This window comes from Ferrovibrio sp. (assembly GCF_965278975.1).
Taxonomy (GTDB): domain Bacteria; phylum Pseudomonadota; class Alphaproteobacteria; order Ferrovibrionales; family Ferrovibrionaceae; genus Ferrovibrio.
In genome coordinates this window covers 2,764,943-2,778,106 of sequence record NZ_OZ257126.1, presented here as the reverse complement: position 1 = coordinate 2,778,106, position 13,164 = coordinate 2,764,943, and the positions used below count along the sequence as shown (strand labels likewise).

Annotated in this window: 11 protein-coding genes and 1 tRNA gene; 2 read left to right on the top strand and 10 right to left on the bottom strand. The window is 62.5% G+C overall.

Features of this window, described 5'->3' with window-relative positions:
* Positions 1-84 precede the first annotated feature (84 nt).
* The 4 genes from glyS to ACQY7X_RS13345 form a co-directional block, all read right to left on the bottom strand.
* Positions 85-2,157 (bottom strand): glycine--tRNA ligase subunit beta, encoded by a 2,073-nt coding sequence (glyS, locus tag ACQY7X_RS13360; RefSeq protein WP_428245854.1) that lies wholly within the window; start codon positions 2,155-2,157, stop codon positions 85-87.
* Positions 2,157-3,050 (bottom strand): glycine--tRNA ligase subunit alpha, encoded by an 894-nt coding sequence (locus ACQY7X_RS13355; RefSeq protein ID WP_428245852.1) that lies wholly within the window; start codon positions 3,048-3,050, stop codon positions 2,157-2,159. Before ACQY7X_RS13355 ends, glyS begins: the two co-directional genes overlap by 1 nt.
* 149 nt (positions 3,051-3,199) lie before the next feature.
* The gene (locus tag ACQY7X_RS13350) at positions 3,200-3,472 is read right to left on the bottom strand and encodes a hypothetical protein (protein WP_428245850.1); all 273 of its coding nucleotides are present in this window, start codon (positions 3,470-3,472) and stop codon (positions 3,200-3,202) included.
* 33 nt (positions 3,473-3,505) lie between these two features.
* Positions 3,506-4,306, bottom strand: coding sequence for a tRNA1(Val) (adenine(37)-N6)-methyltransferase (locus ACQY7X_RS13345; RefSeq protein ID WP_428245848.1), 801 nt, complete (start codon positions 4,304-4,306; stop codon positions 3,506-3,508).
* A 119-nt stretch (positions 4,307-4,425) separates the two neighbouring features.
* Here ACQY7X_RS13345 and ACQY7X_RS13340 point away from each other — a divergent pair, with 119 nt between their 5' ends.
* Both ACQY7X_RS13340 and ACQY7X_RS13335 read left to right on the top strand, forming a co-directional pair.
* Positions 4,426-5,424, top strand: coding sequence for a polyprenyl synthetase family protein (locus ACQY7X_RS13340; protein WP_428250059.1), 999 nt, complete (start codon positions 4,426-4,428; stop codon positions 5,422-5,424).
* An 88-nt stretch (positions 5,425-5,512) separates the two neighbouring features.
* A tRNA-Pro gene (locus tag ACQY7X_RS13335) sits at positions 5,513-5,589 on the top strand.
* Here the strand turns inward: ACQY7X_RS13335 and ACQY7X_RS13330 are convergent.
* The 6 genes from ACQY7X_RS13330 to ACQY7X_RS13305 all read right to left on the bottom strand — a co-directional run bounded on the left by ACQY7X_RS13330 (position 5,578) and on the right by ACQY7X_RS13305 (position 13,164).
* Positions 5,578-6,480 carry a DMT family transporter gene (locus ACQY7X_RS13330; RefSeq protein WP_428245846.1) on the bottom strand — a complete coding sequence of 301 codons (903 nt, stop codon included), beginning with the start codon at positions 6,478-6,480 and terminating at the stop codon, positions 5,578-5,580. The genes ACQY7X_RS13335 and ACQY7X_RS13330 overlap by 12 nt on opposite strands.
* A gap of 143 nt (positions 6,481-6,623) precedes the next feature.
* Positions 6,624-7,811, bottom strand: coding sequence for an ABC transporter substrate-binding protein (locus ACQY7X_RS13325; protein WP_428245844.1), 1,188 nt, complete (start codon positions 7,809-7,811; stop codon positions 6,624-6,626).
* A gap of 86 nt (positions 7,812-7,897) precedes the next feature.
* Positions 7,898-9,085 carry an ABC transporter substrate-binding protein gene (locus ACQY7X_RS13320; protein WP_428245842.1) on the bottom strand — a complete coding sequence of 396 codons (1,188 nt, stop codon included), beginning with the start codon at positions 9,083-9,085 and terminating at the stop codon, positions 7,898-7,900.
* Between the two features lie 164 nt (positions 9,086-9,249).
* Complete coding sequence (locus ACQY7X_RS13315; RefSeq protein WP_428245840.1) at positions 9,250-10,431, bottom strand: ABC transporter substrate-binding protein; 1,182 nt, start codon at positions 10,429-10,431, stop codon at positions 9,250-9,252.
* Positions 10,432-10,490: 59 nt separating this feature from the next.
* Positions 10,491-12,344 carry an AMP-dependent synthetase/ligase gene (locus ACQY7X_RS13310; RefSeq protein ID WP_428245838.1) on the bottom strand — a complete coding sequence of 618 codons (1,854 nt, stop codon included), beginning with the start codon at positions 12,342-12,344 and terminating at the stop codon, positions 10,491-10,493.
* A 46-nt stretch (positions 12,345-12,390) separates the two neighbouring features.
* Positions 12,391-13,164, bottom strand: a complete 774-nt coding sequence (locus tag ACQY7X_RS13305; protein ID WP_428245836.1) for an ABC transporter ATP-binding protein — start codon at positions 13,162-13,164, stop codon at positions 12,391-12,393.

Below are 13,164 nucleotides of genomic sequence, written 5' to 3'. Positions count from 1 at the left end.
GTCACCGTCTTCTTGGCTGGAGCCTTCTTGGCAGCAGCTTTCTTCACGGTTTTCGACTTGGTCTTGGGCTTGGCCATGACTAAATCATCCCTCGATTTGCGAAAAGTCGGCGATACGGTCCATGCTGCCGGCAACAGCGGCAAGCAGGCTTAAACGGTTGCGGCGGAGTGCCGCGTCTTCGGCGTTGACGGTGACGCGCTCGAAGAACGCATCCACCGGCTGGCGCATCAGGGCGAGTGCCGCGAGATACTTGGCGAAGCCCGTCGCATCGCCGGAGCCAGCGCCTTCGGCGCGGCCAATCTCGGTGAGGCAGGCGGCCAGCGCCTTCTCCTCGATCTGATTGAGGAAACCTTCCGCCACATCGGCCAGCGGCAACTCCGGCGTCTTCTTCAACTCGGCACGCACGATGTTGTTGGCGCGACGATAGGCGGTGAGCAGGTTGCCGCCATCCTGGGAGGCCAGGAAAGCGCCGAGCGCCTCGGCCTTGGCCACCACGCGCAGCAGATCATCATCGCCGCCAATGGCGAATACGGCACTGATCACATCATGCCGCACGCCCTTCTCGCGCAGGAACACCTTCAGGCGATCAACGAAGAAGCGCAGCAATTCATCCGGCACATCGCGGCCGGCCTCGGCCTTGGCCGAATGCAGCGACAGCGCCGAGGCAAATAGCGGCTTCAGCGCCAGGCTGAGCTTGTTTTCCAGGATGATGCGGATCACGCCAAGCGCAGCGCGGCGCAGCGCATAGGGATCCTTGGAGCCGGTCGGCTTCTCATCGATGGCGAAGAAGCCGGTGAGAATGTCGATCTTGTCGGCCAGCGCGACGCTCACCGCCACCGGGTCGGAGGGGCAGCCATCGGCCGGGCCCTGCGGCGAGTAATGCTGTGCGATGGCTTCCGCCACCGCCTCGGACTCGCCGTCATGTCGCGCGTAATAGCGGCCCATGATGCCCTGCAATTCAGGGAACTCGCCCACCAGGCCGGTGAGCAGATCTGCCTTGGCCAGTTCAGCACCACGGCGCGCCAGCTTGGTATCGGCGCCGACCAGACCAGCAATCTCGAAAGCCAGGCGCTCGATCCGCGCCGACTTCTCGGCCAGGGTGCCGAGCTTGGCGTGGAACACGATATCCTTGAGGCCCGGCAGGCGGCTGTCGAGGCGCTGCTTGCGATCCTGGTCCCAGAAGAACTTGGCATCCGAAAGGCGCGCGGCGAGCACACGCTCGTTGCCGGCAACCACCTGCTTGCCACCATCATTGGTCAGCGTATTGGCGACGATGACGAAACGCGGCGCCAGCCGGCCTTCGGCATCGTTCAGCGAGAAATACTTCTGATGCGTGCGCATCGCCGTGGTCAGCACTTCGCGCGGCACATCCATGAAGGCCTGCGGGATGGCACCGAGCAGCACCACCGGCTGCTCCACCAGACCGGCCACTTCATCGGCAAGGCCCGGATCATCCACCAGGGTGAGTTTTTCATTGCCGGCAGCGAAAGCCGCATCCTTGAGGATCAACTCACGCCGCGCGTTGAAATCCGGCTCGACATAGGCGCCACGCAAGGAACGCAGCCAGTCGGCGGCATCACGCACCACCAAGCGCTTCGGCGCCATGAAGCGGTGGCCATGGGTGCTGTCGCCAGACTTGAGATGGCCAAAGCTGAACGGCACCACCTGGCCTTCAAACAGGCACAGGATGCTGTGCAGCGGGCGGACCCAGCGCAAGCTGTGATCGGCCCAGCGCATCGACTTCGGCCAAGGCAGGGCAGCAAGCGCCGTGGGCAGCAATTCCTGCAACACCTCGGCGGTGGCCCGGCCCTGCTTCTCGATCACCGCGAACCAGAATTCGCCCTTGCCGGTATCGCGCTTCTCGCATTGCTCAAGGCTCGCCAACCCCGCCGAACGCAGGAAGCCCTGCACGGCCTGATCCGGCGAGCCGACGCGCGGCCCCTTCTTCTCTTCGCGGATATCCGATTGCGCGCGCGGCAAACCCTTCACCACCAGCGCCAGGCGGCGCGGCGTGCAATAGGCGGTGGCGTCGGTGAAACCCAGGCTGGCCTGGCGCAGGCCATCGGTGACCAGGCGCTGCAAATCCTCGGCGGCGCGCTGCTGCATGCGCGCCGGAATTTCCTCGCTATGCAGCTCCAGCAGCAATTCGCCGAGCATCACGGCGTTCCTTCCGGCAGATGGCCGCGCGAGCGCAGCCATTGGGTGCAGCAGGCTTTGGCCAGCGCGCGGACGCGGCCGATATAGGCGGCGCGTTCGGTGACACTGATGACGCCGCGCGCATCCAGCAGATTGAAGGTGTGGCTGGCCTTCATGCACTGGTCATAGGCCGGCAGCGCCAGGCCGGCGGCGACCAGGCGGTTGCACTCGGCTTCCACATCGGCGAAACGGCGGAACAGCTGCTCGGTATCGGCGTGTTCGAAATTGTAGGCGGAGAATTCCCGCTCGGCCTGCAGGAACACATCGCCATAGCTGACGCCGCGGCCGTTGAAATCCAGGTCGTAGACGCGATCCTTGCCCTGGATATACATCGCCAGGCGCTCAAGCCCGTAGGTGATCTCGGCGGCAACCGGCGAGCAGTCGAAACCGCCGACCTGCTGGAAATAGGTGAACTGCGTCACTTCCATGCCGTCGCACCAGACTTCCCAGCCCAGGCCCCAGGCGCCCAGCGTCGGGCTTTCCCAATCGTCTTCCACGAAGCGGATGTCATGGCGCTTCTGGTCGATGCCGAGCACCGCCAGGGAATCGAGATAGAGGTCGAGCACGTTGGCCGGGCTCGGCTTCAGGATCACCTGGAACTGGTAGTAATGCTGCAGGCGGTTCGGGTTCTCGCCGTAGCGGCCATCCTTCGGGCGGCGCGAGGGCTGCACATAGGCGGCGCTCCACGGCTCCGGGCCCAGCGCCCGCAGCGTGGTGGCAGGATGGAACGTGCCGGCACCGACTTCCATGTCGTAGGGCTGGAGAATCGTGCAGCCCTGGCGCGCCCAATAACCTTGCAACGCAAGAATCAGGTCCTGGAAAGCGTGAGATACGGGCTGTCCGGTGGGCGCCATTATGCTGCCAATCCGTGCCAAGTGTGGCGGAAAATCGGGCGGACCTTAAAGGCCGTGCCGCCCCTGGTCAAGCGCCCGCCATATCTGCATTTTCGCACTGCAAAATAGGCTTTGGCCGCTGCCCCGAGTCGCCACAGGTCAGGGCGATATCAGGCCCGTGTTGTGGAACAACCAGGCGTGTCGCACGGCGTTGTGGCACCAACCGGACGATAGGTGCCGCAACCAGGGCAAGCCACCATGTCCTCACCGGCCATTTCGGCAGCCCGCGCCGGCTGAGCAGAGGGCTGGGCTGGGTGCTGTGCCTGTTCGCGCAGGCGGGCATCCTCGGCAGCCTTCTGCTTCGCCGCTTCCAGGCGGTTGTAGTAGCGGTAGCCATAATAGGCTGCGGCAATCACGCCGATCAGCAGCAGGTATTTAAGCATCGTTTCGGGTCACCTGACTCTGTTTCAGCCACTCTATATGGGCAGCGCGGCGCCGTCGCGCAATACGGCATCGATTTCGGGGAAATAGCTGCCATCCGGGTGGTGCAGCACCAGGCCGGGCCGCAGCATCAGGGGCGCCTTGCCGCCCTTCACGGCCCGCAGAATCAGCCGCTTGGCCGCCTGGCCGGGCTTGGAATGGAGCGGGATCACCTCGATGCCGCCGGCTTTCGGTTCCAACGCCACCAGCAGGGCGCCCAGTTGTTCCACCCGCTGGATCAGGGTGAGCCGCCCCCCCGGCTTGCAATAGCGCAGCATGGCGCCGATCCAGGCCGCCGCATCCGTCTCCGCCTCTGGTGACGTTTCCCCCCGCACCCTCCCCTGGCGTGCCAGGGCCCGGCCCGGGTCAGCCGCCACCCGGTGGCGGGCCGGGTCGAAATAGGGTGGATTGGCGAACACCTGATCATAGCTGTTTGGCGCCACGCCAGGGCCTGCCTGTCGGCGCTCGCGCAGATCAGCCGCGAAGGCGCGGAGCCGCTCTTCCTGGCCATTGGCGGCAATATTGCCGCGCGCCAGCGCCACCAGGTCGGGTTGCAGCTCGATGCCGTCGATCTCCAGTCCCGGCAACCGGGCAGCTAGGCAGAGCATGGCCACGCCGGTGCCACAGCCCAGTTCCAGCACGCGCTGGCCGCGCCGCGCCGGCACTGCGGCCGCCAGCATCACCGCATCGGCACTGGCGCGCTGGCCCTTGCGCGGCTGCTTAAGCTGTACCCGCCCCCCCAATAGGGCATCCAGGGTGGTGTCTTGGGAGAAATTGGCCGATTCCCGGTCAGTCACACACAGCCTCGTGCAGCGCCCGGCGCTTGACCGCGAGAGCCTGCCAACTATGCTCCGACAAACGTGTTTTCAGTCTTGCCACAGGAATTGCCTCAGTGTCGCAACCGGCCCCGATCATCATGCCGAGCTCCGGCGGCACCCCCAGCATAGAGCCGCTGCGCCGCCTTGTCGCGGCTGAGATGGATGCCTGCAACCGCGAGATCATCGCCCGCATGCAGAGCGATGTGCAGCTGATTCCTCAACTGGCGCATCACCTTATCGCTTCCGGCGGCAAGCGCATCCGCCCCCTGCTTACCCTCGGCGCCGCCAAGCTCTGCGGCTATGATGGGACCAAGCAGATCCTGCTTGCTGCCTGCGTCGAGTTCATCCACACCGCAACACTGCTGCATGACGATGTGGTGGACGAATCCGAGCGCCGGCGCGGCGCCGAAACCGCCAATGTGGTGTGGGGCAACCAGGCATCCGTGCTGGTAGGCGATTTCCTGTTCAGCCGTGCCTTCCAGCTCATGGTGGAATCCGGCTCGCTGGAGGTGCTGCGCATCCTGGCTGGTGCCTCTGCCGTGATCGCCGAAGGCGAAGTGCTGCAGCTCATGACCGCCAACGACATGGATTCCACCGAAGCCGATTACCTCAAGGTGATCGAGAGCAAGACGGCGGCTTTGTTCGCCGCCGCCTGCCGCGTCGGCGCCGTGGTGGCCGACCGTCCGCTGGCCGAGGCAGAGGCCATGGATGCCTATGGCCGTGATCTCGGCATTGCCTTCCAGCTCATCGACGATGCCCTGGATTATGCCTCAGACGGCGCCACGCTGGGCAAGAATACCGGGGATGATTTCCGCGAAGGCAAGGTGACTTTGCCGGTGGTGCTGGCCTTCAACCGTGCTTCGGAGACCGAGCGCGCCTTCTGGCGCCGGGTGATCGAGACGCCGGAGCAGCAGACGCCGGAGGATTTCGCCGAGGCCCTGCGCCTAATGCGCCAGCACGGCACCCTGGCCGAGACCCTGGAACGTGCCCGGCGCTATGGCACCCAGGCCAAGGCGGCCCTGGCCGGCTTCAAGCCCGGCGCAATGCGCGATGCGCTTGCCGAGGCGGTGGATTTCGCAATCCACAGAGCGCTTTAACTCCTGTAACAGGACTGCCGCGATTTCCCCCTGCCGCCGCTTGAACCGGGGGCGGCTAGGCGCTATACAAACGCCCGCAACCGCCGGACGGAGTGTAGCTCAGCCTGGTAGAGCACTAGCTTCGGGAGCTAGGGGCCGGAGGTTCGAATCCTCTCACTCCGACCAGGCGGTTGCCGGAACCACTCGTTTCCGCACAGTTTCCCGATACAGAATGTAGAGACCGCTGGCGATCACGATTGCCGACCCAGCCCAGGTCCACATATCGGGAAAATCCCCGAACAGATACCAGCCAAGCAGTACCGACCAGAGCAGGTGGGTATAATCGAATGGCGCCACGATGGACGCCGCCGCCAGCGAAAAGGCGCGGGTCATGAAAAGCTGCGCCAGACCACCCAGCAGACCGACGCCGATCAGCAGCGGCCAGTCACCCAGCGTCGGCGCCACCCAGAACCACGGCATCGCCAGTCCGGTATAGATGGTGCAGAAGCCGGTGAAGTAGAAAGCCGTGGTCACCGAGCTTTCGGTGGCCGTCAGCTTGCGGATTTGGATCAGCGCCATCGAATAGAAGAAGGTGGCCAGCACCACGATCAGCGAGGCAATCGGAATACCGCCCTCGCCCTGACCCGGCCGCAGGATCACCAGCATGCCGACGAAGCCGACAAGAATCGCCGACCAGCGATGCAGCCCGACTTTTTCCCTGAGCAGCCAGACCGACAGTACCGCCACAAAGATCGGCGCCGAAAAGGAAATCGCGGTGACATCGGCCAGCGGCAGCGTGCGGTAGGAATAGAAGAAGCACAGCATCGCCAGGCAGCCATAAATCGAGCGCACGCCATGATCGGGCAGCCGGCTGGTGCGCAGCGATGCCAAGCCGCCACCATTGCGCCAGAGCATGAACAGGATCGGCGGAAACGCGAAGAAGCTGCGGCAGAACATGATCTGCGGCGTGGGATAGATGGCGGCCAGCCACTTCACCAGCGCATCCATGACGCCGAACACCGCCGCCGCCATCACCATGTAGCCGATGCCGATCGCCGTCTGACGTTCCGGGGACATGGCCGGGGATATGGCCGAGGACATCTGCGCGTTACCGTGACAAGAAAAAGCCCGGCATGGTTTTGCCATGCCGGGCCGGGATTTGCACCCCTCGCGGGGTCGCTGATCCGCTTAGAGAGCCATTATCAGCTCAGCGAGCCATATCAGCTGAGAGAGTCTGTGACGCGCACCCACCGGCCGCTTTTCACCTGCATCATGAACACGGCATCGGTGCCATGGCGCTTGTTGGTGCCAAAGGTCATCACCGGGCCGCCGAAGATATCCTTGTAGCCCTGGATCGATTCCATGGCCTTGAGGAAGCCCTCGGTGGTCAGATCCTTGCCGGCGCGATCCAGGCCCATGACGATCAGATCGGCCGCGACATAGGAGAACTGCGCCGCCGGATTGGGGTCGGCATTGAACTTGGCATGGTAACGCTCCACCCATTGCCGGATCGCCGGGTTGGGTGAATCACGATACGGCGCCTCGATCTGGGTCATGGTGTAAAGGCCTTCGGTGGCGCCGCCCGGCGCGCTCGACACATTCAGATCGAAGGTGGCGGTGCTGCCCACCATATCCACCTCCCAGCCCATCTTCTTGGCCGTTGAGGGTGCGCCGATGGAATCGCGGATAATCGCCCCTAGCACGATCAGGTCGCAATTCGCCGCGCGCAGCCGGGTAAGCTGGGCGGTGAAATCAGTATCGGTCGGCTTATGCGTGGCGGTTTCCACGATCTTGATATTCATTGCCGCCGCCTGATCCCGCGCGCCTTCGAATATCTCGCGGCCGTAATCGGTGTCCTGATACAGCGCGCAGACATTCTTCTTGCCCTTCTGCTCGACGAAGTATTTCACCGCGCCGCGCATCTGCGCGTAGTAGGAAGCACCGGAGGCCCATTTCAGCGGATGGAACGGCTCATAAAGCTGCCGGGCCCAGGACAGCGGGAACATGTTCGGCACACCGAGCTTGATGGCATCGGGAATCACGGCATTGTTCATCGGCGTGCCGGCACCGAGCAAGAGCAGCATTGCCTTGTCGCGGTTCAACAGTTTGTTGGCAGCCTGCACGGCGCGCGGCACCTGATATTGGCTGTCCTCGATGACATAGCGAATCTTGCGGCCATGAATGCCGCCGGCAGCATTCACTTCATCGAAGCGCATGCGCGCGGCATTGGAAGAATGTACGCCGAAAGCGGCGGCAACACCGGAGAGATCAGTATGAGTACCGATGACGATCTCGGTCTTGGTGATGCCCTGCCCCTTGCCTTGCGCCTGCGCCGGATGGGCGGAAAGCACAATGGCGGCGGCACCGCACAACAAGGCGGACGCAATACGGACGCGGATCGCGGACATGAGACCTCCCATGGTCATTTTTTGGTTTTTCTATCGGTCAGAAACAAAGCGGCCGGCGGTTTTGCCGCCGGCCGTTGTCGCTCGGCTCAAGAGCCGTAATTCACCGGGCCGTCGATCAGCACGAAGCGGCCTTTCTGCACCTGGAACAGGAAGGCCTCATCCGAACCCTGGCGCTTGTTCGGGCCGAAATTGACCACCGGGCCGCCGAAGATATCGCGATAGCCCTTGATCGATTCCATGCCGGCAATGAACTTGTCCATCGTCGGGTCCTTACCGGCCCGATCAATGCCCTGCACGATCATATCCATCAGCGAATAGCCGTAGACCGCACCGATATTCACATCGGCATTGTACTTGGCCTTGTACTTGTCCATCCAGGCCGCGAGCTGCGGCGGTGCCGTATCGCGATAGGGCAGAATGGTGCCTGCCATGGTGTAGAAGCCTTCCGTGGCTCCGCTCGGCGCCGAAGCGACGATCTGGTCATAGGAAGCCGACTGGCCGATGAAATCCACGTCCATCCAGCCCATCTTGCGCGCCGTGCCATAGGGCACGATGGCATCGCGCACGATGGAGCCGGAGGCGATAAGATCACAGCCGGCGGCACGCAGCTTGGTGATCTGCGCCGTAAAGTCGGTATCCGCCGGCTTGTTGGTGGCGGTTTCCACCAGGGCGATCTTCATCGCCTGGGTCTGGTCTCGCGCCGCCTCGAAGATTTCCTTGCCGAAGTCCGTATCCTGGTAGAGCGAGCAGATCTTCTTCTTGCCCTTCTTCTCCACCATCCACTTGATGCCGGCGCGGATCTGGTCGTAGTAGGACGAACCGGCGGCGAACTTCATCGGATGCGTCGGCGCATACATCTGCCGCGCCGCGGTGAGCGGGAACATGTTCGGCACATTGGCCTTGAGCTGATCGGCCATCACCGCATTGTTCATCGGTGTGCCGAGCGAACCAGCCATCAGGAAGATGTTGTCGCGGTTGATCAGCTTGTTCACGGCCTGCACGGCACGCGGCACCTGATACTGATTGTCTTCGACAATCAGTTTCAGCTTGCGGCCATAGATGCCGCCGGCCTCATTCACCTCGTCGATGCGCATGCGCATCGCGTTGGAGGAATGCACGCCATAGCTGGCGGCCGGACCGGAAAGGTCCGTGTGCATGCCGATCACGATTTCATTTTTACTGACACCGCGAACCTTGGCGCTTTGCGCCGCGGCCGCGAAAGGTACGGACAAAGCCACCACTGCAGCCAGCCCGACATACGTCACCCTGCTCATGTGCTATCCTCCCGGTTTTTATAATTCTTATTGGGAGGATAGTAGCGGAGCCAGAAACCCGCGCCAGTCCTTATTTTTTAGCATCCCGCAATCTCGCAGATGCGAAAAAGAAACGCCCGCGGGTTTCCCCGCGGGCGCCTGTCACACCGGAAACCGGCGCGGAATTAGTAGGTCAACGGACCATCCACCATGGTGAAGCGGCCCGACTTGATCTGGAACAGGAAGGCCGAGTTGGAACCCTGATGCTTGGTCTTGGAGAAGCTGATCACCGGGCCGCCGAAGATATCGCGGTAGCCTTCGATCGATTCCAGGCCCGCCAGGAACTTCTCGGTGGTCAGGTCCTTGCCGGCCTTGTCCAGCGCCTGGATGATCAGGTCGGCGATGACCTGGCCATAGACCGCACCGATATTCGGGTCAGCGCCGTACTTCGCCTTGTAGGCATCCCACCAGGCCGCAACCACCGGGCTGGCGGTGTCGCGGTACGGCATCATGGTGCCGGCGCCGACATAGAGGCCTTCGGTGGCGCCGCCCGGAGCGGAAGCGACGATCTGGTCGAAGCTGGCCGACTGGGCAACGAAATCGACATCCATCCAGCCCATCTTGCGGGCGGTGCCGTAGGGCAGGATGGCGTCACGCACGATCGAGCCAAGGCCGATCAGATCGCAACCCGCAGCGCGCAGCTTGGTGATCTGGGCGGTGAAATCGGTGTCGGTCGGCTTGTTGGTGGCGGTTTCAAGCACCGGCATGTTCATGGCCTTGGCCTGATCCTGCACGGCGTCGAAGATTTCCTTGCCGAAATCGGTGTCCTGATAGAGCGAGCAGATCTTCTTGCGACCCTTCTTCTCCACCATGTATTTCAGACCGACGCGGACGTGGTCGTAGTAGGACGACTGGGTGACGAACTTCAGCGGATGGAACGGCTCGGCCATCGAACGGGCAGCGGTGAGCGGCGACAGGTTCGGCACATTGGCCTTGAACTGCTCCGGGAACACCGCGTTGTTCATCGGCGTGCCGAGCGCGCCGGCCATCAGGAATATCTTGTCGCGGTTGATCAGCTTGTTCGCGGCCTGCACGGCGCGCGGCACCTGATACTGATGGTCTTCCACGATCAGCTTCAGCTTGCGGCCATGCACGCCGCCCTGGGCATTGATTTCATCGAAGCGCAGGCGAACGGCATTTGACGACGTGACGCCGTAGCTGGCCGCCGGGCCGGAAAGGTCGGTATGCATGCCGACCACAACTTCATTCTTGCTCACGCCACGCACGCTCTGGGCATGGCCGGCGCCGGCCATAAGAGCCAGCGAGGCAGCCACAGCGCCACCAATCATCGCAGTCCTGATACGCATCTCTGTCGTTCCTTCTCCAGGTTGGCCTATGGGACTTTTTTGAACCCCAAGGAGGCGGCTTATTCGCCGCCGCGGTACATTTCCTCGATCTTATCCTTGTACTTTTCGTTCACGAACTTGCGCTTCAGCTTCATCGTCGGCGTCAGCTCGTCATCCTCGGCCGTGAGCTGCTGCTCGATCAGCCGGAATTTCTTGATCGTCTCCACGCGGGCGAAATTCTTGTTCACCTTCTCGATCTCCTGCCAGATCAGCTCCTGCACCTCGCGGGTGCGGCAGAGCGAGGCGAAGTTGCTGAAGGGAACATTGAGGTCCTGCGCGTATTTCACCACGTTGTCATGGTCGATCATGATCAGGCAGGTAAGGAACTTGCGGCGATCACCGATCACCACCGCATCCGAGATATAGGGGCTGAATTTCAGCTGGTTCTCGATTTCGGACGGCGTGATGTTCTTGCCGCCGGCCGTGATGATGATGTCCTTCATCCGGTCGGTGATCTTGACCCAGCCTTCATTGTCGATCAGGCCGACATCGCCGGTATGCAGCCAGCCGTCCTTGATGGTTTCGGCGGTCTTGGTCGGATTGTTGAGATAGCCCATGAAGACATGCGGCCCGCGCAGCAGGATTTCGCCTTCGGGGCTGATGATCACTTCGGTATTCGGCACGCTCTTGCCCACCGTGCCGAGCTTGAGGCGGCCATCCTGCGGCGCCGTGGCCAGGCCGACATTCTCGGTCTGGCCATAGACCTCGCGCATATCCATGCCCAGCGCCAGATACCACTTGATCAGGTCCGGTGAGATCGGCGCCGCGCCCGTGGCAAGCCAGCGGCAGCGCTCGATACCGATGATGCGCTTCACATTCTTCAGCACCAGATGATCGGCGAGCCAGAAGGCCGTGCGCAGACCGAGCGACGGCGTGCGGCCTTCCAGCTTGGTTTCGGCCATCAGGTAGCCGATGCCGAGGGCATTCTTGTAGGCCCATTTGCCGAACCCGGTGGCATCCTTCATGCGGATGGCGATGGCGGAGAAGAACTTTTCCCACAGCCTCGGCACGGCGAAGAATAGCGTCGGCTGTACTTCCTGCAGGTTCTGCGCAACCGTATCCGGGCTTTCGGCGAAATTCACCGTGGAGCCTGATTTCAGCGGCCACAGCACGGTGAAGCCGCGCTCGGCGATGTGGCAGAGCGGCAGGAAGGAAAGCTGCTCGTCGGATGGATACTGCTCCATCAGCTTGTAGCTGTTCTCAAGCTGGAACAGCAGGTTGCTGTGGCTGATCATGGCGCCCTTGGGCGCGCCGGTGGTGCCCGAGGTGTAGATCAGGATCGCGAGATCTTCCGGCTTGCCCTTGGCCAGTTCGGCTTCCCAATAGCCCTGGTGCTGTTCACCGAAAGCCTGACCGAGCTTGAGCAGTTCATCGAAGCTGATCACCATCGGGTCGCGGAAGTCACGCAGACCTTCCATGTCGATAACAACGATCTTCTTCAAGGAAGGCACGCGCTCGCGTACCTCCAGTGCCTTGTCGAGCTGTTCTTCGTTCTCGGCGATATAGACGACCGTGCGGCTGTCGTTGAGGATATACTCAACCTGCTTGGCTGAATCGGTGGTGTAGATGCCATTCATCACACCGCCGATACCCTGGGTGCCCATATCGGCATAGAGCCATTGCGGATTACCCTCGGAAATCACCGACACCACGTCGCCGCGCTTCACGCCGAGCGCCGCCAGGCCCAGGCCGGTATTCCTGGCATTCTCGCCATATTGCCGCCAGGTGATGGGATTCCAGATGCCGAAATCCTTCTCACGCAACGCGATAGCGTCACCACGCTCGGCACAGCGGCGCCAGAAATAGCGTGGGATCGTGTCACGCTGGATGACGTCGAGAATATCCTTGTCGATCGCCACGGTCATTGCGGTCATGACGCCCTTCCTCCCAGGCCGTGCCGGCCCGTTGTCTGCCCCGGCTTCACCGCCAGGTCTTGCGTTTCTTCCAGCGGCGCTTGCCGCGCACGCCCTCTTCCTTCTGGCCGAGGTAGAATTCCTTGATGTCTTCCTTTTCGAGCAGGCGCTCGCAGGTATCTTCCATCACGATGCGGCCGACCTCGAGCACATAGCCGAAATGCGCCGTGTGCAGCGCCACGTTGGCATTCTGCTCCACCAGCAGGATGGTTGTGCCCTGCTCCTTGTTGATGCGCACCACGATCTCGAAGATTTCCTTCACCAGCTTCGGCGACAGGCCGAGCGAAGGCTCGTCGAGCAGCAGCAGCTTCGGGCGCCCCATCAGGGCGCGGCCAATTGCCAGCATCTGCTGTTCGCCGCCCGACATCGAACCGGCAGGCTGGCTTTCACGCTCCTTCAGGCGCGGGAAATAGCTGAACACCAGATCGATATCCTTGGCGATGCCTTCGCGGTCGCTGCGCGTATAAGCACCCATCATCAGGTTTTCACGCACGGTGAGGAACGGGAAGGTTTCACGGCCTTCCGGCACATGGCCGATGCCGAGACGCATCACCTTGTCCGGGTCCATCTTCTGGATTTCCCGGCCCTCGAAGATGACGCTACCCTTCTGCGGGTCCATGACGCCGGAGATGGTCTTCAGGATGGTGGTCTTGCCGGCACCATTGGCGCCCAGCACGGTGACGATGGAGCCTTCCGGCACTTCCAGGCTGACGCCGCGGATCGCCATGATCGGACCATAATAGGTCTCGATGTTGAGCAGCTTGAGAATCGGTTCCGCCAC